This window comes from Paracoccus sp. NFXS7 (genome assembly GCF_040148865.1).
Taxonomy (GTDB): Bacteria; Pseudomonadota; Alphaproteobacteria; order Rhodobacterales; family Rhodobacteraceae; genus Paracoccus; species Paracoccus marcusii.
Genome location: NZ_JAKEKV010000003.1, coordinates 214305 through 239512, shown reverse-complemented (window position 1 = coordinate 239512; position 25208 = coordinate 214305). Strand labels below are relative to the sequence as shown.

The window sequence follows — 25208 nt, the reverse complement described above, 5'->3', positions numbered from 1 at the left end:
TCCCCCCGCGCAGGTTCGCCCTGCGCGGGGTTTTTTCATGTCTGCGCAGGCAGGTCGTCGCGCACCCGCTCCCACGCCAGGGTCAGGTGGCGGCCCAGGATGTCCGACAGTCCGTCCGCATCCCGCGCCTCCAGCGCCGCGATCATCCGTTCGTGCTCGGCGACCGCGCTGGCCCATTTTTCCGCTCCTTCGTGCCCGATGAATCGGACGCGCTTCAACCGGGTTTGCAGGCGGGCATGCACCTCGGACAGGGCACCGTTGTCGGCAAGTGCCACGATGGCGGTATGGATCGCCTGGTTCAGCTTGTAATAGGCCATGCGGTCGCGCCGGGCATAGCAGTCGAGCATTCTGTCATGCAGCGCCCGCACCCCCGCGATGCCCGCATCCGTCGCCTGCGCGCAGGCGATGATCCCCGACTGCTGCTCCAGGATGCGGATCACCTCCAGCATGTCGCGGACCTCGCGCGCGCCGAACTGCTTGACCACCGCGCCCCGTGCCGGGACCAGTTCGACCAGCCCCTCGGATGCCAGGTACTTGATCGCCTCGCGCAGCGGCGTGCGGGACACGCCCAGCTGCTGGCCGATCTGGCCCTCGTTCAGGCGGGTCCCGGGTGGCAGCTGCCCTTCGATGATCATGTCGCGCAGCCGCGACAGGATCGCGTCCAGCAGGGGCAGGCGTTCGATGCGGGCGTCTGTGTCTGACATGTCGGTCACCGGCGTCTCCGTTGGCGCGTCTCTCTCTGGCTATGACGGCGACGGTGGCAAGTCAATATTGCCTTCTGTGTGCTGTATACAGAATTATTGATACGCTTTCTGGGCCGTGCTAGCAAGAACCCGGGACGTGATTCGGGAGGGGGATCGATGTCGGGGAACACCATGCGTTGGACGCCGCAGGACTGGCCCATCGCCTGTGCGATGATCCCGTTCGCATCCGTCCAGGATGCCGGGCCGGCCGCCTGGGCACGCGATCTGGGGCAGGTCGCGGCGGCGGGGTTCGATGCGGTCGATCCGACCGACAGCTGGTTGAGGCTGGCCGATCTGGACGATGCTGGACGGGCGCGGTTCGTGGCGATCTGCCGTGACCTGGGACTGACCGTTCCGGCCATCTCGACCTCACGGCGCAGCGTGATCGACCCGGTGCAGGGTGACGACCATCTGGCCTATTGCCATCGTGTCATCGACTGCGCCGCCGATCTTGGCGCGGGGCATGTCAGCTTTGGCCTGTTCGGCCCGCTGAGCGACGCGCAGCGCGCCGCCCTGTGGTTCTGGACCAAGCCGGGGGTGACGAACCCCGACGACCCCGCCACCCGCGCCCTGGCCGTTGCCCGCATCCGCGACCTGGGCCGCCACGCCGCCGATCGCGGCATCCACGTCGCGCTGGAGATGTACGAGGACACCTATCTGGGCACCGCCTCCGACGCGGTCGCCTTCGTCACCGACGTGGACCTCCCGTCGGTCCGGCTGAACATCGATATCGGCAACCTGATCCGCCTGCATCGGCCCGTGCAGCCCTGGGCGGAGATGATCGCGCTGTGCGCGCCCTTCGCGGGCTACTGGCACGTCAAGAACTACTACCGGATGACCGACCCGTCGGGGGTCATCCTGTCCCATCCCGCGCCCATGATGGGCGGCACCATCAACTGGCGCGCGGCGATCAACACCGCGCTGGACCTGGGCTTTTCCAGCCCCTTCCTGGTCGAGCATTACGGCGGCGACGGACTTGGGGTCTGCGCCGAGAACCGCGACTACATCCGCCGCATCCTGGCGCAGAGAAGGACCCTGCCATGACCAAGATCGTGGACCGCCCCGAGGATTTCGCCGCGACCGCGCTGGCGGGGTTCTGCGCCGCCCATGCCGACCGGATCATTCCCGTCCCGCATGGCGCGTTGCGCGCATATGTCGGGGCGCCGAGCAAGGTGGCCTTGGTCGTGGGCGGAGGGTCGGGGCATTATCCGGCGTTCCTGGGCTATGTCGGTTCGGGCCTGGCCGACGGGGCGGTGGCGGGGGACGTGTTTGCGTCACCCTCGACCAGTGCGGTGGCCGGGGTGGCGCGGGCGGCGGACCTGGGCGGAGGCGTCATCCTGGGCTTTGGGAACTATGCGGGCGACGTGCTGAACTTTGGCGCTGCCGCCGAACGTCTGCGCGCCGAAGGGATCGATGCGCGCATCCTGGCCGTGACCGATGACGTGGCCTGCGCGCCCGCGACCGACGCGGCGCGCAGGCGGGGCGTGGCGGGCGACCTGCTGGTCTTCAAGATCGCCGGTGCCGCGGCCGAGGCGGGCCTGGACCTGGACACGGTGATGGATCTGGCCGGACGCGCCAATGCGCGGACCGTGTCCTTCGGGCTGGCCTTCGACGGCTGCACCCTGCCGGGACAGGCGGCACCCCTGTTCACCGTGCCCGAGGGGCAGGTCGCCCTTGGCCTGGGCATCCACGGAGAGCCGGGGATCGCCGCGCAGGCCATCCTGCCCGCCGCCGATCTGGCCCGGATGCTGCTGGAGCCGCTGCTGGCGGAACGGCCCAAAGGCCATGACGGCCGCGTGGCCGTGGTCCTGAACGGCCTTGGCCGCACGAAATACGAGGAACTGTTCGTCCTGTGGCATCATCTGACAGGGCTGATGACCGACGCTGGCCTGACCGTCATCGACCCCGAGGTCGGAGAGTTCGTGACCAGCCTGGACATGGAGGGGTGCTCTCTGTCGATCCTGTGGCTGGACGATGCGCTGGCCGATCTGTGGCGTGCGCCTGCTGATGCACCCGCCTTCCGCAAGGGGACCGTGGCTGCCCAGGGCGCGCGTCAGGTGGCCCGCGAAGGGGCAGCCATCGCAGCGGTTCCGCGCGGCGAACCCGCCAGTGCGGCGCAGGCCGGCTGCGTGGCCGACATCGTGGCGCGGTTGGCCCAGGCGCTGGCCGAGGCAGAGGCAGAATTGGGCCGCATCGACGCCATCGCAGGCGACGGCGATCACGGCCAGGGCATGGCGCGCGGGTCTGCGGCAGCCGCCGTTGCGGCACGCGATGCGGCGGCGCAGGGCGCGGGCGCGGGCACCGTCCTGTCGCTGGCGGGCGACGCCTGGGCGGATCGCGCGGGCGGCACGTCGGGTGCCCTGTGGGGCGTGGCCCTGCGTGCCTGGGGGCAGGCGCTGGGCGATACGGATGTGCCCGATGCGGCCCGCGTGGCCGCAGGGGCGCGGGCGGGAATCGACGCAGTGACCCGCCTGGGCGGCGCGCGGCCCGGCGACAAGACGCTGGTCGATGCCTTTGCGCCCTTCGTCGACACGCTGCAGGGGCAGGTTGCCCAAGGTGCCGCGCTGGCCACCGCCTGGGAGGCCGCAGCAAGCGCGGCGACCGCCGCCGCCGACGCCACCGCCGACCTGACACCGCGCCTTGGCCGGGCACGCCCGCTGGCGGAACGCAGCATCGGGCATCCCGATGCGGGCGCGATCTCGCTGGCGCTTTGCGCGCGGGTTGTGGCCGGGGCGCTGGCCCGCTGAATTCGGGCGGCGCGACCGACGCGCCGCCCACGAACTATCATTCCAGACGGAGAGACATATGCGCATTGCTTTGGCCTTGGGGGATGCCGGGGGCGTCGGCCCGGAACTGGCGGCGAAACTGCTGGCCCATGACGACATGAAGGCCTTGGACGTGATCGTCGTGGGCGATGCGCGGGTGCTGGAGATGGGCGCGCGCCATGCAGGGGTCACGCTGGACCTGCCGCGGATCGGCGCCGATCAGGTCGGCCCCGACATGGCGCCGGGCCATGTGCTTCTGGATCTGGCGAATTGCGCGGTGGACGGCATGACCCTGGGCCAGTCCAGTGCCCATGCCGGCGCGGCCAGCCTGCAGAATTTCGGCTGCGTGCTGCAGCTGGCAGGGGCGGGGATCGCGGATGCGGCCATGTTCACGCCCTTCAACAAGCATTCGATGCGCCTGGCCCGGCCCAGCTATGTCGACGAGATCGGCTTCATCGACGCGGTGCTGAACGCCGATCGCAGCGGGCGCGAGTTCAACGTCCTGGAGGAGGTCTGGAACGCCCGCGTGACCAGCCACATCCCGCTGCGCAAGGTGGCCGAGACGCTGACCACCGAACGCATTCTGGACAGCCTGCGCCTGACGGCCGAGGTGATGGCCGGTGCGGGCAAGCCCGGCGCGCGGATCGGCGTCGCCGCGCTGAACCCCCATGCGGGCGACGGCGGCAATTTCGGCCACGAGGATGACGAGATCCTGGCCCCCGCCGTGGCGCAGGCCGTGGCCCTGGGCATCGACGCCAAGGGGCCGATCCCGTCCGACACCGTCTTCGTGCGTGCCATCCGCGGCGAATTCGACGCAGTGCTGACCATGTATCACGACCAGGGCCAGATCGCGATGAAGCTGATGGGCTTTGACCGCGGCGTAACGCTGATCGCGGGTTACGGCTTTCCGATCGTGACGCCCGCGCATGGCACGGCCTTCGACATCGCGGGGCAGGGGCGCGCCGATCTGGGCGCGACGCTGACCGCCGCGCGGCTTGGCCGCGACCTGGCCGCGCTGAACCCTGCCCGCACGCCGCGCGCGCTGCCCGCGGGCTGGGCGCAGGCGGAAGTCGCCCCGACATTGCTGGTCGCCGAATAGGCGCCCGGTCTTCTTCCCGCCGCAAGCGGGTCGCATCATCTTTGGGAGGAGAGATAGAATGACCATCAAGACCGCATTGATCGCAGGCACCGTCCTGCTGGCCGCCGCCGTCCCGGCTCTGGCGGAATGGACCCCCGAACGCCCGGTGGAATTCGTCGTGGCATCCGGGGCCGGCGGCGGGACCGACAATTTCGCCCGCACCATCCAGGCTGCGCTGACGCGCAACGACATCCTGGACCAGAACATGGTCGTGCTGAACAAGGGCGGCGGTTCGGGGGCCGAGGCGTTCCTGTACGCCCGCCAGAACGCCGCCGATCCGCACAAGCTGATCTTCGGGACGAACAACGTCTATCTGCTGCCCCATGTGGCCCAGCTGGCCTATTCGGCCGAGGACCTGCAGCCCGTCGCAGCGCTGGCGCTGGACGAGTTCCTGATCTGGGTCAAGGCCGACGCCCCCTGGCAGACCTCGATGGAGCTGATCGAGGCGGCCAAGGCCGAACCCGGCGCCATCGTCTTTGGCGGCAGCCAGTCCAAGGACACCGACGAGACGCTGGTGGCGCTGATCGAACAGACCACCGGCGCCAATTTCAAGTACGTCCCCTTCAACGGCGGCGGAGAGGTCGGCGTGCAGCTGGCCGGCGGCCATATCGCCGCGAACGTCAACAACCCGAACGAGAACATCGGCCAGTGGCAGGCAGGCGCGATCCGTCCGCTGTGCGTGTTCTCGCCCGAACGGATGGCGGAATCCGAGCCGGTCAGCGGCGACATGGGCTGGCACGACATCCCCACCTGCGCCGAGCAGGGGCTGGAGATCGAGCGGTACCAGATGCCGCGCACCGTCTGGCTGCCCGCGGGCACGGACCCCGAGGTGGTGGCCTTTTACCAGGACGCCCTGACCCGCGTGGCCGAGACCCAGGAATGGAAGGACTACCTTGCCAAGACCTCGCAGACCGCGGCGGTGCTGACCGGGGACGACCTGACGGCCTTCATCGAGGAGAACGAGGCCGCGACCGTGACCGTCTTCGAGGCCGAGGGCTGGGTCACCGCCGCCGCACAGTAAGCGCATCGGGGCATCCGGGATCGTCCGGATGCCCCTTTTGCCCATGGGGAAAGGGAGGGTCATGACCGTCAGACGTTTTCATGCCGAGATCGGCACGGCAATCACCACCGGCGCATTGGGCGTGGCGGCCATCATCGGCGCCGCCGAACTGGGCACCGGGTGGAGCGATCATGGCCCGCAGCCGGGCTATTTCCCCTTCTGGGTGGCGATCGTCTTGATCGCGGGCAGCCTGTGGAACCTGGGCGGCGCGCTGGTCGCGCATCGCAAGGCTCAGCGCACGCCCCCCGACCCCCTGGATGACCCGGAGGAGCCGTTCCTGCCACGCCAGAACCTGATCCGCATCGCGACCTTCCTGGGGGCGATGACGGCCTTCGTCATCGGCATGCTGACGGTCGGCTTCTATGTCGCGGCGACCTTCTACATCGGGCTGACCGCCTGGCGGCAGGGCGGGTTCCGCCTGTGGAAAGGCCTGGCCATCGGCGCGGGTTTCGCCGTCAGCCTGTACCTGATCTTCGAGACGATCTTTCAGATTCCGCTGTTGAAGGGGCCGCTGGAGCCGCTTCTGGGCATCTATTAAGGGGCCGCGACAATGGGCAATTTCGATCTGCTGATGCACGGGTTTTCCGTGGCCATCACCCCGATGCACCTGATGCTGATGGTCGCGGGCGTGCTGATGGGACTGGTCGTGGGGGTGCTGCCGGGGCTGGGGGCGCCCAACGGGGTGTCGCTGCTGATCCCGCTGACCTTCGCGCTGGACCCGACATCGGCCATCATCCTGCTGACATCGATGTATTGGGGGGCGCTGTTCGGCGGGTCCACCACGTCGATCCTGTTCAACATTCCGGGGGAACCGTCATCGGTCGCCACCACCTTCGACGGCTATCCGATGGCGCGCAACGGACAGTCGACGCGCGCGCTGACGCTGGCCTTCGTGTCGGCGGGGGTGGGCGCGCTGATGGGTATTCTGGTCATCACCCTGCTGGCGGGCTGGGCGTCGCAATTCGCGCTGCGCTTCGGTGCGCCCGAATATTTTGCGGTCTATTTCCTGGCCTTTGCGGCCTTCATCGGCATGGGCAGCGCCGCCCCGATGAAGACGCTGGTGTCGCTGACGACCGGCCTGATCCTGACATCCGTGGGCATGGACAGCGTGACCGGTTCCATCCGTTTGACCTACGGGTTCTCGGACCTGCTGGGCGGGATCAGCTTCCTGGTGGTGGTGATCGGCCTCTTCGGCATCGGGGAACTGCTGGCCACCGTGCAGGAGGGGCTGCGGTTCCGCGGCGTGTCCTCCAGGATCGACCTGCGCGATGTTCTCAAGACCCTGGCCGAGCTGCCGAAATACTGGGCCACGACCCTGCGGTCGGGCCTGATCGGCATCTGGATGGGCATCACGCCGGGCGGGCCGACGGCGGCCAGCTTCATGTCCTATGGCGTGGCGCGCCAGGCATCGCGCAAGGGCGCGGCCTTCGGGTCGGGACGCCCCGAGGGGATTGTCGCGCCTGAAACGGCGGATCACAGCGCGGGCACCTGCGCGATGCTGCCGATGCTGGCCCTGGGCGTGCCGTCATCGGCCACCGCGGCGGTGATGATGGGTGGGCTGATGATCTGGGGCCTGACGCCGGGGCCGATGCTGTTCGCGACCCAGCCCGATTTCGTCTGGGGCCTGATCGCCAGCATGTACGTGTCGAACCTGCTGGGCGTGATCCTGGTCCTGGCCACCGTGCCGATGTTCGCGGCGCTGCTGCGCATCCCCTTCACCATCATCGGGCCGATGATCGTCGCGATCTGCTTCGTCGGCGCCTACACGGTGTCCGGGGCGACGTTCGATCTGTGGCTGGTGCTGATCTTCGGTTTCGTGGGCTTCATGTTCACCAAGCTGGACTATCCGCTGGCGCCATTGATCCTTGCCATGGTCCTGGGCCACAAGGCCGAGAACGCGTTCCACCAGTCGATGCTGCTGTCGGACGGATCGCTTGGCATCTTCTTTGCCAACCCGTTGGTGACAGGGATCATGATCGTGGCGCTGGCGCTGCTGATCCTGCCCAAGACGCTTGGCCTGGCGCTCAGCCTGCGCCGCAACCGCAAGGTGGTCGCATGAACCTGATTGGCCATTTTGCCGCCCGCCAGGCGCGCACCGTTCAGACCGCCATCATCGGGACCGGCGGGTTCGGGCGCAGCTTTCTGGCGCAGGCGCGCCATGTGGACGGGCTGGCCTGCCGGGTGGCGGTGGACCGCGATGCAGAGACGGCGGCGGCGGCGCTGGCATCTGTCGGCGTGGACCCCGCGCGGATCGCGGGCTGCGCCGATGCTGCGGCCGCGCGGACGGCTTGGGATGCGGGATACTGGATCGCCGCCGGCGATCTGGCCGCGGTGGCCGCCCTCCCGCTGGACGTCGTGCTGGAGGCCACCGGCGACCCCGAGGCGGGTGCCCGCCATGCGGAGATGGCCATTGCGGCGGGACATCACGTTGTCATGGTCACCAAGGAGACCGACAGCGTCATCGGCCCGATCCTGTCGCGGATGGCCCGCGACCAGGGCGTGGTCGTGGCGCCGGTGGACGGCGATCAGCCCAGCCTGCTGATCGGGCTTGCGACTTGGGCGCAGGTCATCGGCCTGCGGATCGTCGCGGCGGGCAAGTCCAGCGAATACGATTTCGTCTTCGATCCCGATACGGGGCAGGTGATCAGCAATGGCACGGCTGTGGCCGCGCCGGGGCTGGCCGACTGGCTGGACCCGGCGGATCGGCCCTGGGCCGATGTGGCCGCGGGCCGGGCGCACGCCCTGCGCGCGCTGCCGCAGCGCGCCGTGCCGGACCTGTGCGAACTGTCGCTGGTCGCCAATGCCCTGGGGCTGATGCCGGACCGTGCGGACCTGCACGCCCCCATCGCCCGCATCCCCGAGGTCGCGGACCTGATGACCGACCAGGGCGGGCTTCTGTCGGGGCAGGGGCGGCTGGACGTGTTCCACTGCCTGCGCTTGGCCGGCGAGGTCAGCTTCGCGGGCGGCGTCTTCGTCACCGTGGCCTGCGATGACGCCGCGACATGGGACATGCTGCGCAACAAGGGCCATGTCGTGTCCCGCGACGGGCGCACCGCGATGATCGGCCTGCCGCGCCACCTGCTGGGGCTGGAGGCCGCGACCACGGTGTTCGAGGCCGCCCTGCACAGCGTCTCCTCCGGCGCGCGCGCCCCGCGCCCGGTCGTGGATCTGACCGCCTTCGCCGATGCCGACCTGCCCGCCGGCACCGTCCTGCGGGCCGAGGGGCATCATCACAGCATCGCCCATGTATCAAGCCGCATGACGCCCGCGCGGGCGGTCGCGGACGATGCGCCGGTGCCGTACTACCTGGCCGCCGGGCGGACGCTGCGCCGCGACGTGGCGGCAGGGCAACCGATCCTGTGTGGCGACGTGGCACTGGATGAAGGCTCGACGCTCCTGCGGCTGCGCCGGATGCAGGACGCCGTCACCGATTGGGGGCTTGTCTCCGGGGCTTGAAGCCCGTCCGCCACGCGGGCATTGAGGGCAGGCACCAACCGGAGGCCTGCCCGATGCGCGTGATCTTCATGGGAACGCCCGACTTCTCGGTCCCCGCCCTGCGGGCCATCGCCGCGCGCCACGATGTGGTGGCGGTCTATTCCCAACCGCCCCGCGCGGCCGGGCGCGGGCAAAAGCCGCGCCCCTCTCCGGTGGCCCTGGCGGCGCAGGACCTGGGGATCCCGGTCCGCACCCCCGCCCGCCTGCGCGACCCGCAGGACCAGGCCGACTTCGCTGCGCTTGACGCGGATGTGGCGGTGGTCGTGGCCTATGGCCTGATCCTGCCGCAGCCGGTGCTGGATGCACCGCGCCTTGGCTGCCTGAACATTCATGCCTCGATCCTGCCGCGCTGGCGGGGGGCGGCGCCCATCCACCGCGCGATCCTGGCGGGGGATGCGGAAACCGGCGTCGCGATCATGCAGATGGAGGCGGGGCTGGACACCGGCCCGGTGCTGGCCCTGACCCGCACGCCCATCGCCGCGGACGACACCACGGCCAGCCTGCACGACCGGCTGTCGGCGATGGGGGCAGACCTGATCTGCGACGTGCTGGACCGCCTGCCGCTGCCTGCCGTGCTTCAACCGCAGGATGGCGTGACCTACGCCGCCAAGATCGACAAGGCCGAGGCGCGTATCGACTGGACCCTGCCTGCCGAACAGGTGGACCGCCAGATCCGCGGTCTGTCACCCTTTCCGGGGGCGTGGTGCATGATCGGGAACGAACGCGTAAAGCTGCTGGCCAGCACCGTCGTCCCGGGACAGGGTGACCCCGGAACGGTCCTGCCCGATTTCACCATCGTATGCGGCTCCGGGGCGGTGCGCATCACACTGGCACAACGTGCGGGCAAGCGGCCGATGACTCCTGTCGACCTGCTGCGCGGTTGGGCGCTGCCCCCCCGGTTGGGCTAGGGCTGCATCAGTGGCCCGTCGCGCCCGGGCGCGGTGGGGGCTTGCCCCCACCCGGCGGGCGCGACCGCCATCGCGGGACGCAAACGGCGCCCCGCGTGATGTTCAGATCGCGCCGTGACAGTGCTTGAACTTCTTGCCCGATCCGCAGGGGCACGGATCGTTGCGCGCAGGCATCCCCCAGGTCGACGGATCGGCCTCGTCAAAGCCCGGGCGTGGCGCGGAAGGAGCCTCGGGCGCGGCGGGCGCGGGCGCTGCCGCCTCGGGTTCCGCCGATGCCTCCTCCTGGACCTGCTGCTGCTGGCGGGCCATCTGGGCCGCCATCTCGTCGCGCTCGGCCTGCGTCAGGGGCCGGATCTGCGCCAGCCGCTGCGTCACGTCAAAGCGCAGGCCGTCCAGCAGCGTCTCGAACAGCTGGAAACCCTCGGTCTTGTACTCCGCCAACGGGTCGCGCTGCGCATAGCCGCGGAAGCCCACGACTGAACGCAGGTGATCCAGCGTCATCAGGTGCTCGCGCCATTTCTGGTCGATCTGCTGCAACAGGACCTGCTTCTCGATCTGAACCATGGTCTCGGGGCCGAAGGCCGCGGCCTTGTCCGCCATATAGGCGTCGCTTGCCTCGGTGATGCGTTCGCGCATCACGTCATGGTCCACGCCGTCCTCGGCCGCCCAATCCGCGACCGGCAGGTTCAGGTTCAGCCGCTCGCGGACCGATGTCTTCAGCCCCTCGGTGTCCCATTGCTCGGGATAGCTGCGGGGCGGCATGTGCTCGTCGATCAGGTCCTCGATCACCTGGTGCCGCATGTCGGCGGTGATCTCTCCGACCTCCTCGCTGTCCATGATCTCGCGGCGCTGGCCGAAGATCGCCTTACGCTGATCGTTCATCACGTCGTCGAACTTCAGCAGCTGCTTGCGGATGTCGAAGTTGCGGCCCTCGACCTTGGCCTGTGCGCGTTCCAGCGACTTGTTCACCCAAGGGTGGATGATCGCCTCGCCTTCCTTCATGCCGAGCGTCGACAGGACCTTGTCCAGACGCTCAGAGCCGAAGATCCGCATCAGGTCGTCGTCCAGCGACAGGAAGAACAGCGACCGTCCGGGATCACCCTGGCGGCCCGAACGGCCGCGCAGCTGGTTGTCGATCCGCCGGCTTTCGTGGCGTTCGGTGCCCAGCACGAACAGCCCGCCCGCCGCCAGGACCTTTTCCTTCTCTCCGGCATGCTCGGCCTCGATCCGGGCGCGCAGCTCGTCGGGATGGGCGTCCGGATCGGCCTTCAGGGCCTCCATCACCTTCATCTCGACATTGCCGCCCAGCTGGATGTCGGTGCCGCGACCGGCCATGTTGGTGGCGATCGTCACCGCGCCCAGCTTGCCGGCATCGGCCACGATCTGCGCCTCGGCCTCGTGCTGGCGGGCGTTCAGGACGTTGTGGGGCACGCCGTCCTTCTTCAGCATCTCGGACAGCAGCTCGGACTTCTCGATGCTGGTGGTGCCGACCAGGATCGGCTGGCCCTTGGCATGGGCCTCCTTGATCGCCTCGACGACGGCGGCGTTCTTCTCGGTCGCGGTGCGATACACGCGGTCATGGTCGTCGATCCGCGCGATGCCGCGGTTGGTCGGAACCTCGACCACGCCCAGCTTGTAGATCTCGGCGAATTCCTCGGCCTCGGTCGATGCCGTGCCGGTCATGCCCGCCAGGCGCTGATACAGGCGGAAGTAGTTCTGGAAGGTGACCGAGGCGAGGGTCACGTTCTCGGGCTGGATCTCGACGCCTTCCTTGGCCTCGATCGCCTGGTGCAGGCCGTCCGACAGGCGGCGGCCCTTCATCATCCGTCCGGTGAACTCGTCGATCAGCATCACCTCGCCGTCGCGCACCATGTAATGCTGGTCCCTCAGGAACAGCTTGTGCGCGCGCAGGGCCTGACTGGCATGGTGGACGATGGTGGTCGATTCCGGATCATAGAGGGTCTGCCCCTCGGGCAGGACGCCGTCGGCCTGCAGACGCGTCTCCAGGAACTCGTTGCCGTCCTCGGTGAAGGTCGCGTTGCGGGACTTCTCGTCCAGCTTGTAATGCTCCTCGGTCAGCAGGGGCACATAGGCATCAAGGATGCGGTACAGCTCGGACCGGTCCTGGCTGGGGCCGCTGATGATCAGCGGCGTGCGCGCCTCGTCGATCAGGATGCTGTCGACCTCGTCGACGATGGCGAAGTTGTGACCGCGCTGGACCATCTCGGCCACGCTGCCCTTCATGTTGTCGCGCAGATAGTCGAAGCCCAGCTCGTTGTTGGTGGCATAGGTCACGTCGCAGGCATAGGCGTCGCGTTTTTCGCCCTCGGGCTGGAACGGCACGACCACGCCGCAGGACATGCCCAGCTGGGCATAGACCTTGGACATCCATTCGGCATCGCGTTTCGCCAGATAATCGTTGACGGTGACGACATGGACGCCCTTGCCCGACAGCGCGTTCAGGTAGGCGGGAAAGGTGGCGACCAGGGTCTTGCCCTCGCCGGTCTTCATCTCGGCGATGTTGCCCTGATGCAGGAAGATCCCGCCCATCAGCTGCACGTCGAAAGCCCGCAGGCCAAGCGCGCGGCGCGCACCCTCGCGGCAGTTGGCGAATGCCTCGGGCAGGATGTCGTCCAGCGATTCGCCGCCTGCCACGCGCGCCTTGAATTCGGCGGTCTTGTCGACCAGCCCCTGATCGGACAATGCCTTGAAGCTGTCCTCAAGGGCGTTGATGCGGGCGACCAGCGCGCGCGTGCCCTTGACCTTGCGGTCATTGGGCGTGCCAAAGACCATCTTCGCCAGATTACCGATCATGTTACCTTCGCCATCACGTTGTCGGGAAGGGACGTCACCTGCGGCCCACTTGCCCGCGCCGGTCGCATTGCCGTATCAGGGGCGTTGAACGAACGCGGCGGCGGCGCCTTCCACGGAGTTGGTTTGGATGTAGGCGCAGCCCACCTGACTGTCAATGTTGGCCCGGCCCCCGCGGGGGTGCGCGCCGTGAAAGGACCCATCCCCATGACCCGATCGACTTTGCTGGCCGCAGCCGTGCTTGCCGCCCTTTCCGCCCCCGCCCTGGCGCAGGACGCCGATGCCGACCAGGTGGTCGCCACCGTGAACGGCCAAGAGATCACCCTGGGCCAGATGATCGTCATGAAGCAGTCGATCCAGGACCCGGCCATGGCCGAGATGCCCGACCAGGCGCTGTGGGACGTGATGCTGGACCAGCTGATCCGCCAGACCGCCGTGGCCGAATCCGCCGAGGACACCGCCGGCGTGCGCGCCCAGCTGGAGCTGCAGCGCCGCAACACCCTGGCCTCGGCCGCGGTCAGCCAGATCGCCCAGGCCGAGCCCACCGAGGAGGAGCTGCAGGCCAGCTATGACCGCCTGTTCGCCGATGCGGGCAGCGTGACGGAATACAACGCCGCCCATATCCTGGTCGACAGCCAGGAGAAGGCCGCCGAACTGAAGGCCGAGGTCGATGGCGGCGCCGATTTCGGCACCGTGGCCGAGGCGAACTCGACCGGGCCGTCGGGTCCGAACAAAGGCGACCTGGGCTGGTTCGCCGCCGACCAGATGGTGCCGCCCTTTGCCGAGGCCGTCGCCGCGCTGGAGCCGGGCCAGGTCAGCGACCCGGTCGAGACCGAATTCGGCTGGCACGTCATCAAGCTGAACGAGACCCGCCTGCGCGAGGCGCCCCCGCTGGCCGAGGTCCGTGACCAGATCAGCCAGATGGTCCTGCGCGAGAAGGTCGAGGCCCAGATCCAGAGCCTGGTGACCGCCGCCGACGTCAAGAAGACCGAAGGTCTGGACCCCGCCCAGCTGAACGCCACCGACCTGCTGGAGGCCGAGTGATGGGAAAGGCGGGTCTGCCCGTCTCTCCTCTGGCACCTGCGCGGTTTCCGGATCTGCCGGTGATCGCGGGCGTCGATTTCGCCAGCGCCGCCGCGGGCATCAAGTACCAGGGCCGCAGCGACGTCACGCTGATCCGCATCGCGCCGGGCAGCACGGTGGCCGGGGCCTTTACCCGGTCGTCCACGCGCGCCGCCTGCATCCTGGACAACCAGGCCAAGCTGGCGCAGGGGGGCGATGCGCCCGACGGCGCGGCGATCCTGATCAATTCCGGCAATGCCAATGCCTTCACCGGCGCGCGCGGCCAGCAGTCGGTCGATGCAGTCTGCGCCGCCGTCGCGGGCGCGCTGGACCTGCCGCAGGGGCGGGTCTTCACCTCGTCGACCGGCGTGATCGGCGAACCGCTGCCGCACGAGCGGATCGTGGCGATCGTGGGCGACCTGGCGCGCGGCCTGGACGCGGGCGGGGTGGCCGATGCGGCCCGCGCCATCATGACCACCGACACCTTCCCCAAGGGCGCGTCCGCGACCCTGGCCGACGGCACTCGCATCGCGGGCATCGCCAAGGGTTCTGGGATGATCGCGCCCGACATGGCGACCATGCTGGTCTATCTGTTCACCGATGCCACGTTGCCCGCAGCCGTGCTGCAGCAGGCGCTGTCCTCCGGGCTGGACGCGACCTTCAACGCGATCACCGTGGACAGCGACACGTCCACATCCGACGCGCTGATCCTGGCCGCGACGGGGCAGGGGGCGGGCGCGCCCATCACCGATCTGGACAGCGATGCGGGGCGCGACTTCGTGACCGCGCTGCACGGCGTGATGCGCGATCTGGCCCATCAGGTCGTCCGCGACGGCGAGGGCGCCACCAAGTTCGTCGAGATCGCCGTGACGGGCGCCGCGGATGCGGCCGACGCGCATCGCGTGGCGATGGCCATCGCCAATTCGCCGCTGGTCAAGACCGCCATCGCCGGACAGGATGCCAACTGGGGCCGCATCGTGGCCGCGGTGGGCAAGTCGGGCGCGCGCGCCGACCGTGACCGCCTGCGCATCGCGTTCGGGGACATGGTCGTGGCCCGCGACGGCTGGCGCGATCCCGATTATGACGAAGCCGCCGCCAGCGCCTACATGCGCAACCAGGACCTGCGGATCGCCGTCGATCTGGGCTTGGGCGACGCGTCGCGGACGGTCTGGACCTGCGATCTGACGCACGGCTATATCGACATCAACGCGGATTACCGGTCGTGAAGACCGTCCTGGTGTCCGCGGTGGCACTGATCGATCCCGACGGGCGGGTGCTTCTGGCACAGCGCCCGCCGGGCAAGTCCATGGCGGGCCTGTGGGAATTCCCCGGCGGCAAGGTCGAACCCGGAGAGACCCCCGAGGCCGCCCTGATCCGCGAGCTGGAGGAGGAGCTGGGCATCCAGACCTGGAACAGCTGCCTGGCACCGCTGACCTTCGCCAGCCACGCCTATGACACGTTCCACCTGCTGATGCCGCTGTTCGCCTGCCGCCGCTGGCAGGGAATTGTCCAGCCGCGCGAAGGGCAGCAGCTGGCTTGGGTCCGGGCACGCGATTTGCGCGATTACCCCATGCCTGCGGCAGACATTCCCCTCATCCCGGCCCTGCAGATGTGGCTATAGTGTCGCAAATTTGAGTGATCCGATTGCATTGTTGCTGAAAAAAGTCGTAGATGATCAAGTTGCGAACGATTTTTTAACCATTTCATGACTAACTTTGTTTAGGGCACAGAGGAGGCTTGACATGATTCGCACTATTTCCGTCGGCAGCTACATCTCGATCCAGGGTCTATTCGAGGGCTCGACCGCGGATGGGAACATCCTGGTCCGCGTCGGCAACCGCACTTTCGAGGGCAAGCCGGTCGGCCACTGACCGTTTCGGCGCACGGGGGAGCGTGGCGCCAAGGGAACCGCATGAACACCAAGGGGGTGATCCGAAAGGGTCACCCCCTTTTCCGTTCCATCCTGCCGGACCCTGGAACGCAAAAAGCCGGGCGATCGTATCGCCCGGCTTTCGCATGTCGCAGACGGTCGCTTACAGCGAGCGTTCGACCTCTTCGCGTTCAAAGATCTCGATGACATCGCCAGGGCGGATGTCGTCATAGTTCTCAAAGGCCATGCCGCATTCCTGACCGGACTGCACTTCCTTGACCTCGTCCTTGAAGCGCTTGAGCGTCTTCAGCGTGCCTTCGTGGATCACCACGTTGTCGCGCAGCAGGCGCACGCCGGCCGAACGACGGGCCACGCCCTCGGTCACCAGACAGCCGGCGACGTTGCCGACACCCGTGACGCGGAACACTTCCTTGATGGTCGCGTAACCGATGAAGTTCTCGCGAATCTCGTTGGACAGCATGCCCGAAGCGGCGGCCTTGATGTCGTCCAGCAGGTTGTAGATGATCGAGTAGTAGCGGATCTCGACACCCTTCTGGTTCGCGGCGTTGCGTGCCGGAGCGTTGGCCCGGACGTTGAAGCCGATGACCGGAGCGCCCGACGCCTCGGCCAGGCCGATGTCGGATTCGGTGATCGCACCCACGCCGTAATGCAGCACGCGGACGCGGACCTCGTCGTTGCCGACCTTTTCCAGGGCCTGCACGATGGCCTCGGCCGAACCCTGCACGTCGGCCTTGAGGACGACCGCCAGTTCGGACACGTTCACGTCCGCCTTGGCCTTGGCCATCATCTGCTCCAGCGTGGTCGCGGCACCGGCTGCGGCGCGCTTGTCCTTGGTCTGCTGGGCGCGGAACTCGGCGATCTCGCGGGCCTGGGCCTCGGTCTCGACCACGTTCAGCACGTCTCCGGCCTCGGGCGTGCCATTCAGGCCCAGAACCTCGACCGGGACGGACGGGCCGGCTTCCTCGACGCGGTCGCCCTTGTCGTTGATCAGGGCGCGGACCTTGCCCCACTGCTCGCCCACGACGAAGATGTCGCCGCGGCGTAGGGTGCCGTGCTGCACCAGGACGGTGGCCACGGGGCCGCGTCCGACATCCAGCTGCGCCTCGATGACCGCGCCCTGTGCGGCACGGTTCGGGTTGGCGCGCAGCTCCAGCAGTTCGGCCTGAAGCGCGATGGCCTCCAGCAGGTTGTCCAGGCCCAGGCCGGTCTTGGCCGAGACCTCGACATCCTGCACGTCGCCCGACATGGCCTCGACGACCACCTCGTGCTGCAGCAGGTCGGTGCGGACCTTCTGCGGGTCGGCCTCGTGCTTGTCGATCTTGTTGATCGCCACGATCATCGGCACGTTGGCGGCCTTGGCGTGGTTGATCGCCTCGACGGTCTGGGGCATCACGGCATCATCCGCCGCGACCACCAGCACCACGATATCCGTGACGTTCGCGCCCCGGGCACGCATCGACGTGAAGGCCGCATGGCCCGGCGTGTCCAGGAAGGACAGGACGGCGCCGCTGTCGGTCGTCACCTGATAGGCGCCGATATGCTGCGTGATGCCGCCGGCTTCGCCCGAAACGACGGAGGCCTTGCGGATCGCGTCCAGCAGCGAGGTCTTGCCGTGGTCGACATGGCCCATGATCGTGATGATCGGCGGGCGAGGCTGCATGTCCTCGTCACGATCGACCGTGGGGGCGATGACCTGCTCCACATCGCTGTCGCTGACGCGCAGGACCTTGTGGCCGAATTCCTCGATCACCAACTCGGCGGTATCGGCGTCGATGGGCTGGTTGGCAGTGACCATCATGCCCATCTTCATCAGCGCCTTGACCACGTCGGCGGCGCGTTCGGTCATGCGGTTGGCCAGCTCCTGGACCACGATGGTCTCGGGCAGGCGGACTTCGCGGAACTGCTTTTCGGGACGGGCGGACTGGCCCATCGCCTTCTGGCGGGTGCGTTCCTGCTTGCGCTTCATCGCGGCCATGCTGCGCTGGCGGCCGCCTTCGCCGTTCAGCGCCTGGTTCAGCGACAGCTTGCCGCCGCGACGGTTGTCGTCGGTGGTCTTGGCCTTGGCCGTCTTGTCGCGGTCCGTGCGCTCGACGCGGTCGGTCTTGCGGGCCACGCCGGTCGTAACGCCCTTGGTCTCGGCGCGCGAGGCGGCAGCCTCGATCGCGGCCTGATCGGGGGCGGCGGGCTTGGTCGCACCGGCCGAAGGCTTGGGACGCTCTTGGCGCGGCTCTGCCTTGCGGCGGGCCTCGTCGGCGGCATCCTGCGCGGCTTGGGCCTCGGCCAGGGCTTTGGCCTTGAGGGCCTCCTCGCGCTCGCGCTCCTCGCGGGCCTTGGCCTCGATCTCGGCGCGGCGGCGCTCGCGCTCCTCCTCCCGGGCCTTCTCGTCGGCCAGGCGCTTGGCGGCGTCATCAGCCTCGCGTGCCTTGGCGGCGGCAAGGGCCTTCAGGCGGCGCTCCATCTCGGCATCGGAGATGCCTGCGGGGCGCTTGGAGCTGTCGCCGGCCACGCGGGCGGTCAGCGGGTTCTTTTCTTTCTGCGCATCCGTCATCGGCGCGGCTGCCTTGGGCACCACGACGCGCTTGCGCTTGGTTTCGACGACGACGCTTTTGGTGCGACCGTGGCTGAAGCTTTGCTTGACTGCGCCGGGGCGATTACCGCCACCAAGGCCCAAGGGGGTTTTTCCGTCTTTGTCGCTCATCTGCGTCTTCATTCCTTCCCGACAGCCGTATTGCCGTCGTCATGCCCGCGCAGACCCGTTAGTCTGCCGGCTTCCAAGATCACCTTGTCCGTCAGGCCACCCTTCGCAAGCGCGCCGTGTATGACATGACTGCGCCCAAAGGACAAACCCAATTCTGATGCGGTCAGGCAGCCGAACCAGCGTCCGCCGGTGGGCGTCCACAGCTTGCCCTTGCCGCGGTCCGACCCGTCGCTGGCCTGAAGCAGCACCTTGGCGCGACCTTCGGCAAGCCAGCCCTTGACCTTTTCGAACCCCGCCACCGCGCGGCCCGATTTCCGCGTCAGCGACACCAGTTCGACCAGCCGGCGGGCGATCCCCGCCTCGACCAGATCGGCCAGGTCGGGGGCCGCCTGGACCGGAGCCTTGGCGGCACGAGAGAACAATCCCTTGGTCACCGCCTTGTTCAGGGCCGCCTTGTCGGCGGCGACCCAGATGCCGCGACCGGGCAGCTTTTCCGCCAAGTCGGGCACGACCTGCCCGTCGGGGCCGATCACGAAACGGATCAGGCCCCGCTTGGGTTGCACCTCGCCGGTGGCGATGCACCGGCGTTCCGGGTCGTCGTCCCGGTCCTTGTCATGTCCACCACGGCTCAATCTGTGCTCCGATCCGGGGCGATCAGGCCCCGGCCTCCTCGTTGTCGTCATCGTCCTGCAGGTCGTCTTCCGCATCCGTGTCGTCCAGCTCGGTCGGATCGACCCAGCCCAGCATCACGCGCGCGGTCATGACCATGGTCTGCGCATCTTCCAGCGTCACGCCATAGGGTTCCAGCAGGCCTTCGTCCTTGACGCGGGCACCGTTGACGGTGGTCCAGCCACCGGCCAGCTCCCAGTCGGCGCAGGTCGCGAAATCTTCCAGCGTCTTGACGTCGTCCTTGGCCAGCGCCTCTACCATCTGGGGTGTCAGACCCTCGAATTCAATGAGGCTGTCCTCGGCGCCCAGGGCACGCGCGGCATCCAGGGCGGCCTTGTTCTTGGCCTCCAGCACGTCGCGGGCGCGGGCCTGCAGTTCGGCTGCGGTGCCCTCGTCGACCCCGTCGATCGTCAGCAGCTCGTCCTGGTCGACATAGGCGACCTCCTCCAGGTTGGTGAACCCTTCGGCCACCAGCAGCTGGGCGAAGAACTCGTCCAGGTCCAGCTGCTCCATGAACAGCGCGGTGCGGGTGTTGAACTCTGCCTGACGACGCTTGGATTCCTCCTCGTCGGTCAGGATGTCGATATCCAGGCCGGTCAGCTGGCTGGCCAGGCGCACGTTCTGGCCGCGACGGCCGATGGCCAGCGACAGCTGCTCGTCGGGGACGACGACCTCGATCTTGTTTGCCTCCTCGTCGAAGACGACCTTGCTGACCTCGGCGGGCTGCAGCGCGTTGACCAGGAAGGTCGCCTGGTCCTCGTTCCACGGGATGATGTCGATCTTTTCGCCCTGCAGTTCGCCGACGACGGCCTGCACGCGGCTGCCGCGCATGCCGACGCAGGCACCGACCGGGTCGATGCTGCCGTCATGGCTGATCACGGCGATCTTGGCGCGCGAACCGGGGTCGCGCGCCACGGCCTTGATCTCGATCACGCCGTCATAGATCTCGGGGACTTCCATCTTGAACAGTTCGGCCATGAACTGCGGGTCGGTGCGCGACAGGAAGATCTGCGGCCCGCGCGTCTCGCGGCGCACATCCTTGATATAGGCGCGGATGCGGTCGTTCGGACGATAGCTTTCGCGGCCGATCTTCTCGTTGCGGCGCAGGATCGCCTCTCCGCGGCCGACGTCGACGATGATGTTGCCGTATTCCTCGCGCTTGACGACACCGTTGATGATGCTGCCGGCGCGGTCCTTGAATTCCTCGTACTGGCGGTCGCGCTCGGCCTCGCGGACGCGCTGCAGGATCACCTGCTTGGCGGATTGCGCGGCGATGCGGCCCAGTTCGACCGGGGGGACCTGGTCGATGATCTCGTCGCCGATCTGGGGGTTGTCCAGATAGGGCTTGGCCTGCTCGACCGTCAGTTCGGCCTGATAGTTCTCGACGGCATCGTCGGCCACGACCGTGCGCACGCGCGTGAAGGTCGCGTTGCCGGTCCGGCGGTCGATCTTGACGCGGATGTCCATCTCCGCGCCGTAGCGGGACTTGGCGGCGCGGGCCAGGCTGTCTTCCATCGCTTCGATGACCAGCTCGGGCTCGATCATCTTCTCGCGGGCGACGGCTTCGGCCGTCTGCAGCAGTTCAAGCTGGTTGGCAGAGGTGATGGCCATCACTCACTCCTTGGGTTGCACGGCGGTCGCGCCGTCATCATCGGTTTCGATCTCGTCGAAGGCGGTCTCGTCCAGGTTGTCGATCTCGACCCCGGCTTCCTTCTTCTGACGCAGCATTTCCTTGATCAGCTCGTCCGTCAGGACCAGCTTGGCATCCGACAGCAGGTCGAAATCCAGCCCGATCGTGTGGGTCTGGCCCTTGTCCTCGATGTTGATCAGCACCTCGGTGCCCTCGACGCCCGCCAGGACGCCCTTGAACTTCTTGCGCCCGTCGATCGCCTGGTTCAGGTCCAGCCGCGCCTCATAGCCCTCGAATGTCCCAAAGTCCTTCAGGCGGGTCAGGGGACGGTCGATGCCGGGGCTGGACACCTCGAGGTGATAGTTGTCCTCGATCGGGTCCTCGACATCCAGCGTGGCGCTGACCGCGGTCGAGATCTGGGCGCAGTCGTCCACGTTGATGCCGCCCTCGGGGCGGTCGGCCATGATCTGCAGCGTGGCGGTCTTGCCGCCCTGCAGGCGGACGCGCACCAGCTCGTATCCCAGATCCTCGATCACCGGGGTGATGATCTCGGCCAGGCGGCGGTCGATCGCGGTCTTGGCGATCAGGTCGTTCGTGACGGGCAGATCGTCGGACATCAGATCCTCTTGGACAGGAAAAAGGGGCCGTCAGCGGGCCCCATGCGGAAGTTCCGGTGGGCAGGGTTTGGACGCCTGCACCGCTGTTGATCGGTCCTATAGCCGGAGACGGGCGCGAATGCAAGCGATCTTAGGCGGCGGGTCGCGGCACGGCGGGGTTGTCGCGCCAGATGCGCCAGTTCAGTCCCGACGCGACGCCAAGCCAGGCCAGATAGGGCAGCAGCATCGCCCCCGCGATCCGGTCCAGCGACCAGAAGGTCACCGTCATGGCGGCGACCGTCACCAGCAGCGTGGCGATGATCGCCATGCCCAGGGCCATCCGCCGCGCCCCGAAGAAGACCGGCGTCCACAGCGTGTTCAGTGCGATCTGCGCCGCCCACAGGGCCAGCGCGGCCCCCGCGCCGGGCAGGCCGGCCACACGTGTCGCGGCCGCGGCCGACAGCAGGTAGATCAATGTCCAGGCCACGGGAAAGGCCCATTTCGGCGGGGTGAAGCCGGGCTTGCGCAGCCCGTCATACCATGCGCCGGGCTTGAAGATGACGCCGGTCGCAGCGGCGGCGACGCTGGCCAGCAGGAAGACCGGGAACAGGATCAACGGGGCGCCCTCCGGCTGCGGTCTTCGTCGCGGATGCCGTCCATGACGGCGGCCAGCTCTGCGGTGATGCGGGGTTCGGAGAGGGCGTGGCCCGATGCCGGGACCAGGCGCAGTTCGGCCCGGTCCCACCCCTGGGCCAGCCGGTGCGCGCTGACGGGCGGGCAGACCATGTCATAGCGGCCCTGGACGATGATCGCGGGCAGGTGTTCGATCCGCCCGCGGTCGCGCAGCAGCTGCCCCTCGTCCAGGAAGCAGCCGTTGCTGAAATAGTGATTCTCCAGCCGGGCAAAGGCGCGGGCGTAATCGGCGGGGGCATGGCCCGCGGCCTGCGACTGCAGCCCCGCCAGCGCGTTTTCCCACATCAGCCAGGGCTGCGCGAATCGCGCCTGACGGCCCAGGTCGTCGTCGAACAGCCGCCGGTGATAGGCGCCGATCATGTCCTGGCGTTCGGATGGGGGGATCGGCTCCTGAAAGCGCTCCCACAGGTCGGGAAAGAACCGCGCGGCGCCCCCGCCATAGAACCAGTCCAGTTCGGACCGCATCCCCAGGAACACCCCGCGCAGCACCAGCCCGGTGACATGGTCCGGATGCGCCTGCGCATAGGCCAGGGCAAGCGTCGCCCCCCAGCTGCCGCCGAACAGCAGCCAGCGGTCGATGCCAAGGCGCGCGCGGATCAGGGCGATGTCGTCGATCAGATGCGCAGTGGTGTTGGCCCGCACCGACGCGGTGGGCCGCGACCGCCCGCAGCCGCGCTGATCGAACAGCACCACCCGGTAATGCGCCGGGTCGAAAAAGCGCCGCATATAGGGGCTGCACCCGCCGCCTGGCCCGCCATGCAGCACCAGAACGGGCCGGCCCTGCGGGTTGCCGCATTCCTCGGCGTACAGGATGTGGCCGTCGCCCACGTCGATCTCGTGGCGGGCAAAGGGTTCGACCGCCGGGTGAAGGCGGCCATGTGACGCGGAGATTTGTCCTGCCAATCGGTCCATCCTGCCACTATAAGCACAGACAACGCCGCCCGCCAGAAGGACCGCCCCCCAATGACCACGCCCAGCAGCATCGACCAGGCCGAGATCGCGAAATTCGAGGCGATGGCCGCCGAATGGTGGGATCCCAACGGCAAGTTCCGCCCCCTGCACCTGATGAATCCGCTGCGGCTGGACTATATCCGCGACCAGATCGCGGCCGAATACGGGCGCGACCGGCGCAGCCTGCGGCCCTTCGCGGGGCTGCGGGTGCTGGACATCGGCTGCGGCGGCGGGCTGGCCAGCGAACCGATGGCGCGCTTGGGCGCGGATGTGGTGGGCGCGGATGCGACCCAGGTGAACATCGCCGTGGCCCAGACCCATGCCGACCAGCAGGGGCTGGCGATCGATTACCGCGCCACCACGGCCGAGGCGCTGGTCGCGGCGGGCGAACGCTTTGACGCGGTTTTGGCGCTGGAGATTGTCGAACATGTCGCCGACCCCGCGGCCTTCGTCGCGACCTGCCACGACCTGCTGCGCCCCGGCGGGCTGCTGATCCTGTCGACGCTGAACCGCACCGCGCGCAGCTTCGGCGCGGCGATCATCGGGGCGGAATGGATCATGCGCTGGCTGCCGCGCGGCACGCATGACTGGGCACGCTTCATCACGCCGGACGAATTGGCCGCCCATGCGCAGGCGGCGGGGCTGATGGTCGCGGACCGCAAGGGGATGGTGTTCAACCCGATCACCTTCGGCTGGTCGATGTCGGATCGCGACCTGGCGGTGAACTACATCATGACGGCACGTCGGGCCTGAGGCCTCAGGGCTTGGGCGGGTCGGCCTCCAGCCGCAGGCGCAGCTCGCGCAGGACGGGCAGGGCGCCGCGCACCCGTTCCGCGCCGATGTCGCGCACCACGCCCGCGATCAGCGGCATGAAGCCCGCGATGGCCTGATCGCGCGCCGCCCGGCCCGCCGTGCTGATTGACACGAACTTGCGCCGTGCATCGTCCCAATCGGGGCGGATGTGCACATGGCCCGCCCATTCCAGCCGCGCCAGCGTGTTGGTCATCGCGCCCCGCGTGATGTGGAACGCCGCCGCCAGCTGGGCGGGGGTGCGTTCCTCGTTCACGTGGGCCAGAAGGTTCAGCACCGAAAAATGCGAAATCTGCATCCCCTTGGGCAGCGCCTTGCCGATCAGGTTGCGCGACAGCTGGTCGGCGATCAGCACCTCGGCGAACAGGCTTGCGGCCAGCCGGTCGGTGGACCGGGCCTCGGCGGCTTTGTCAGGGTTGGGCGCAGGTGTCGTCATGGCCTTCCGGGGCCGCAAAGGGCCTGTCGTGATACAGCGAGGGAATGCGAGACCGTGCCTCATCCACCGCCGAAAGGTCAAGGGATACAATGGTGATGCCGGGATCGTCCCCGCCATCGGCCAGCACCCGGCCCCAGGGGTCGACGACCAGCGAATGGCCGTGGCTGCGCCGGGCGGGGCGGTCCTGGCTGTGGGGCGCGGGGTGGGTGCCGCATTGCGCGGGCGCCAGCACAAAGCACCCTGTCTCGATCGCGCGGGCGCGCAGCAGGGGCTCCCAATGGGCGGCCCCCGTGACCGGGTTGAAGGCCGACGGCACGGTCAGGATGCGCGCGCCTGCCTGCGCCAGCGACCGGTACAGGTGCGGAAAGCGCAGGTCATAGCAGACCGTCATGCCAAGCACCGTCCCGGCCGCGGGGGCCGTGACCGCCCGGTCACCGGGGCGATAGGCGGCGCTTTCGCGATAGGATTCGGTGTCGCTGATGGTCACGTCGAACATGTGCAGCTTGTCATAGCGCGCCGCGACCGTCCCGTCGGGGGCGATCAGCAGGCTGCGGTTCGCGAACCGCCCGTCCGCGTCGCCGCTGGCCAGGGCCAGTGATCCGACCAGCAGCCAGATGTCCAGCGCGCGCGCCTCGGCCCGCAGGGCGGCCAAGGTCGCGTCCTGATCCTCGGGGCGCAGCAGCGCGGCCTGACGCGTGCGGTCGGGGGACAGCAGGTTCGTCGCCTCGGGCGTCAGGACCAGCCGCGCGCCCCCGCCCGCGGCCTTGCGGATCAGGGCGATCGTGGGGCCAAGATTCGCGACCGGGTCGTCGCCGACCGTCAGCTGGATCAGCCCGACGGTCAGCGCGCCCA

At 68.4% G+C, this 25208-nt stretch carries 23 protein-coding genes; 13 read left to right on the top strand and 10 right to left on the bottom strand.

The window, feature by feature from the left end:
- Positions 1-35: 35 nt before the first annotated feature.
- Positions 36-704, bottom strand: a complete 669-nt coding sequence (locus LZ686_RS08025; protein WP_349547498.1) for a GntR family transcriptional regulator — start codon at positions 702-704, stop codon at positions 36-38.
- A gap of 171 nt (positions 705-875) precedes the next feature.
- Here LZ686_RS08025 and LZ686_RS08020 point away from each other — a divergent pair, with 171 nt between their 5' ends.
- From LZ686_RS08020 to fmt, 8 genes are all read left to right on the top strand, one after another.
- The gene (locus LZ686_RS08020) at positions 876-1787 is read left to right on the top strand and encodes a sugar phosphate isomerase/epimerase family protein (RefSeq protein ID WP_349547454.1); all 912 of its coding nucleotides are present in this window, start codon (positions 876-878) and stop codon (positions 1785-1787) included.
- The gene (locus LZ686_RS08015; RefSeq protein WP_349547453.1) at positions 1784-3490 is read left to right on the top strand and encodes a dihydroxyacetone kinase family protein; all 1707 of its coding nucleotides are present in this window, start codon (positions 1784-1786) and stop codon (positions 3488-3490) included. The genes LZ686_RS08020 and LZ686_RS08015 overlap by 4 nt, the downstream gene beginning before the upstream one ends.
- 58 nt (positions 3491-3548) lie before the next feature.
- Positions 3549-4607, top strand: coding sequence for a 4-hydroxythreonine-4-phosphate dehydrogenase PdxA (locus LZ686_RS08010; protein WP_295168714.1), 1059 nt, complete (start codon positions 3549-3551; stop codon positions 4605-4607).
- A 58-nt stretch (positions 4608-4665) separates the two neighbouring features.
- A complete protein-coding gene (locus tag LZ686_RS08005) occupies positions 4666-5667 on the top strand; it encodes a tripartite tricarboxylate transporter substrate binding protein (RefSeq protein ID WP_349547452.1) in 1002 nt (333 codons plus the stop codon).
- Between the two features lie 61 nt (positions 5668-5728).
- On the top strand, positions 5729-6244 hold the full coding sequence (locus LZ686_RS08000) for a tripartite tricarboxylate transporter TctB family protein (RefSeq protein ID WP_295168720.1): 516 nt from the start codon (positions 5729-5731) through the stop codon (positions 6242-6244).
- Positions 6245-6256: 12 nt separating this feature from the next.
- Positions 6257-7765, top strand: coding sequence for a tripartite tricarboxylate transporter permease (locus LZ686_RS07995; protein WP_349547451.1), 1509 nt, complete (start codon positions 6257-6259; stop codon positions 7763-7765).
- The gene (locus tag LZ686_RS07990) at positions 7762-9162 is read left to right on the top strand and encodes an SAF domain-containing protein (protein ID WP_349547450.1); all 1401 of its coding nucleotides are present in this window, start codon (positions 7762-7764) and stop codon (positions 9160-9162) included. Before LZ686_RS07995 ends, LZ686_RS07990 begins: the two co-directional genes overlap by 4 nt.
- Before the next feature lie 53 nt (positions 9163-9215).
- Positions 9216-10109 (top strand): methionyl-tRNA formyltransferase, encoded by an 894-nt coding sequence (gene fmt, locus LZ686_RS07985; protein ID WP_349547449.1) that lies wholly within the window; start codon positions 9216-9218, stop codon positions 10107-10109.
- A 102-nt stretch (positions 10110-10211) separates the two neighbouring features.
- Here fmt and secA read toward each other — a convergent pair whose 3' ends face one another.
- A complete protein-coding gene (secA, locus tag LZ686_RS07980) occupies positions 10212-12923 on the bottom strand; it encodes a preprotein translocase subunit SecA (protein ID WP_349547448.1) in 2712 nt (903 codons plus the stop codon).
- A gap of 204 nt (positions 12924-13127) precedes the next feature.
- Here secA and LZ686_RS07975 point away from each other — a divergent pair, with 204 nt between their 5' ends.
- The 4 genes from LZ686_RS07975 to LZ686_RS07960 all read left to right on the top strand — a co-directional run bounded on the left by LZ686_RS07975 (position 13128) and on the right by LZ686_RS07960 (position 15853).
- Positions 13128-13964 carry a peptidylprolyl isomerase gene (locus tag LZ686_RS07975; protein ID WP_045981740.1) on the top strand — a complete coding sequence of 279 codons (837 nt, stop codon included), beginning with the start codon at positions 13128-13130 and terminating at the stop codon, positions 13962-13964.
- Positions 13964-15208: a bifunctional glutamate N-acetyltransferase/amino-acid acetyltransferase ArgJ gene (gene argJ / locus LZ686_RS07970; protein ID WP_349547447.1), complete on the top strand. Its 1245-nt coding sequence runs from the start codon at positions 13964-13966 to the stop codon at positions 15206-15208. Before LZ686_RS07975 ends, argJ begins: the two co-directional genes overlap by 1 nt.
- Complete coding sequence (locus tag LZ686_RS07965; RefSeq protein WP_127897813.1) at positions 15205-15603, top strand: (deoxy)nucleoside triphosphate pyrophosphohydrolase; 399 nt, start codon at positions 15205-15207, stop codon at positions 15601-15603. The genes argJ and LZ686_RS07965 overlap by 4 nt, the downstream gene beginning before the upstream one ends.
- 121 nt (positions 15604-15724) lie before the next feature.
- The gene (locus LZ686_RS07960) at positions 15725-15853 is read left to right on the top strand and encodes a hypothetical protein (RefSeq protein WP_045981737.1); all 129 of its coding nucleotides are present in this window, start codon (positions 15725-15727) and stop codon (positions 15851-15853) included.
- 162 nt (positions 15854-16015) lie between these two features.
- On the opposite strand, the gene infB is transcribed toward LZ686_RS07960, so the two are convergent.
- The 6 genes from infB to pip all read right to left on the bottom strand — a co-directional run bounded on the left by infB (position 16016) and on the right by pip (position 23071).
- A complete protein-coding gene (gene infB / locus LZ686_RS07955; RefSeq protein WP_148911454.1) occupies positions 16016-18571 on the bottom strand; it encodes a translation initiation factor IF-2 in 2556 nt (851 codons plus the stop codon).
- Positions 18572-18579: 8 nt separating this feature from the next.
- Positions 18580-19203 (bottom strand): RNA-binding protein, encoded by a 624-nt coding sequence (locus tag LZ686_RS07950; protein WP_045981736.1) that lies wholly within the window; start codon positions 19201-19203, stop codon positions 18580-18582.
- Between the two features lie 22 nt (positions 19204-19225).
- Positions 19226-20851, bottom strand: a complete 1626-nt coding sequence (gene nusA, locus LZ686_RS07945) for a transcription termination factor NusA (protein ID WP_045981735.1) — start codon at positions 20849-20851, stop codon at positions 19226-19228.
- 3 nt (positions 20852-20854) lie between these two features.
- Complete coding sequence (rimP, locus tag LZ686_RS07940) at positions 20855-21487, bottom strand: ribosome maturation factor RimP (protein ID WP_045999958.1); 633 nt, start codon at positions 21485-21487, stop codon at positions 20855-20857.
- A gap of 130 nt (positions 21488-21617) precedes the next feature.
- The gene (tspO, locus tag LZ686_RS07935; protein ID WP_341872756.1) at positions 21618-22082 is read right to left on the bottom strand and encodes a tryptophan-rich sensory protein TspO; all 465 of its coding nucleotides are present in this window, start codon (positions 22080-22082) and stop codon (positions 21618-21620) included.
- The gene (pip, locus tag LZ686_RS07930) at positions 22079-23071 is read right to left on the bottom strand and encodes a prolyl aminopeptidase (protein ID WP_045999959.1); all 993 of its coding nucleotides are present in this window, start codon (positions 23069-23071) and stop codon (positions 22079-22081) included. Before pip ends, tspO begins: the two co-directional genes overlap by 4 nt.
- Positions 23072-23122: 51 nt before the next feature.
- Between pip and ubiG the strand changes: the two genes are divergently transcribed.
- Positions 23123-23863, top strand: coding sequence for a bifunctional 2-polyprenyl-6-hydroxyphenol methylase/3-demethylubiquinol 3-O-methyltransferase UbiG (gene ubiG, locus LZ686_RS07925; protein ID WP_273744334.1), 741 nt, complete (start codon positions 23123-23125; stop codon positions 23861-23863).
- A 4-nt stretch (positions 23864-23867) separates the two neighbouring features.
- On the opposite strand, the gene LZ686_RS07920 is transcribed toward ubiG, so the two are convergent.
- Both LZ686_RS07920 and LZ686_RS07915 read right to left on the bottom strand, forming a co-directional pair.
- Complete coding sequence (locus LZ686_RS07920; protein WP_273744335.1) at positions 23868-24356, bottom strand: MarR family winged helix-turn-helix transcriptional regulator; 489 nt, start codon at positions 24354-24356, stop codon at positions 23868-23870.
- On the bottom strand, positions 24331-25200 hold the full coding sequence (locus LZ686_RS07915) for a carbon-nitrogen hydrolase family protein (protein ID WP_349547497.1): 870 nt from the start codon (positions 25198-25200) through the stop codon (positions 24331-24333). Before LZ686_RS07915 ends, LZ686_RS07920 begins: the two co-directional genes overlap by 26 nt.
- Positions 25201-25208 lie beyond the last annotated feature (8 nt).

Coding starts and splice junctions, on each gene's coding strand:
- LZ686_RS08025 (WP_349547498.1), bottom strand. CDS start 704: ATGTCAGACACAGACGCCCGCATCGAACGCCTGCCCCTGCTGGACGCG.
- LZ686_RS08020 (WP_349547454.1), top strand. CDS start 876: ATGCGTTGGACGCCGCAGGACTGGCCCATCGCCTGTGCGATGATCCCG.
- LZ686_RS08015 (WP_349547453.1), top strand. CDS start 1,784: ATGACCAAGATCGTGGACCGCCCCGAGGATTTCGCCGCGACCGCGCTG.
- LZ686_RS08010 (WP_295168714.1), top strand. CDS start 3,549: ATGCGCATTGCTTTGGCCTTGGGGGATGCCGGGGGCGTCGGCCCGGAA.
- LZ686_RS08005 (WP_349547452.1), top strand. CDS start 4,666: ATGACCATCAAGACCGCATTGATCGCAGGCACCGTCCTGCTGGCCGCC.
- LZ686_RS08000 (WP_295168720.1), top strand. CDS start 5,729: ATGACCGTCAGACGTTTTCATGCCGAGATCGGCACGGCAATCACCACC.
- LZ686_RS07995 (WP_349547451.1), top strand. CDS start 6,257: ATGGGCAATTTCGATCTGCTGATGCACGGGTTTTCCGTGGCCATCACC.
- LZ686_RS07990 (WP_349547450.1), top strand. CDS start 7,762: ATGAACCTGATTGGCCATTTTGCCGCCCGCCAGGCGCGCACCGTTCAG.
- fmt (WP_349547449.1), top strand. CDS start 9,216: ATGCGCGTGATCTTCATGGGAACGCCCGACTTCTCGGTCCCCGCCCTG.
- secA (WP_349547448.1), bottom strand. CDS start 12,923: ATGATCGGTAATCTGGCGAAGATGGTCTTTGGCACGCCCAATGACCGC.
- LZ686_RS07975 (WP_045981740.1), top strand. CDS start 13,128: ATGACCCGATCGACTTTGCTGGCCGCAGCCGTGCTTGCCGCCCTTTCC.
- argJ (WP_349547447.1), top strand. CDS start 13,964: ATGGGAAAGGCGGGTCTGCCCGTCTCTCCTCTGGCACCTGCGCGGTTT.
- LZ686_RS07960 (WP_045981737.1), top strand. CDS start 15,725: ATGATTCGCACTATTTCCGTCGGCAGCTACATCTCGATCCAGGGTCTA.
- infB (WP_148911454.1), bottom strand. CDS start 18,571: ATGAGCGACAAAGACGGAAAAACCCCCTTGGGCCTTGGTGGCGGTAAT.
- nusA (WP_045981735.1), bottom strand. CDS start 20,851: ATGGCCATCACCTCTGCCAACCAGCTTGAACTGCTGCAGACGGCCGAA.
- rimP (WP_045999958.1), bottom strand. CDS start 21,487: ATGTCCGACGATCTGCCCGTCACGAACGACCTGATCGCCAAGACCGCG.
- pip (WP_045999959.1), bottom strand. CDS start 23,071: ATGGACCGATTGGCAGGACAAATCTCCGCGTCACATGGCCGCCTTCAC.
- ubiG (WP_273744334.1), top strand. CDS start 23,123: ATGACCACGCCCAGCAGCATCGACCAGGCCGAGATCGCGAAATTCGAG.
- LZ686_RS07920 (WP_273744335.1), bottom strand. CDS start 24,356: ATGACGACACCTGCGCCCAACCCTGACAAAGCCGCCGAGGCCCGGTCC.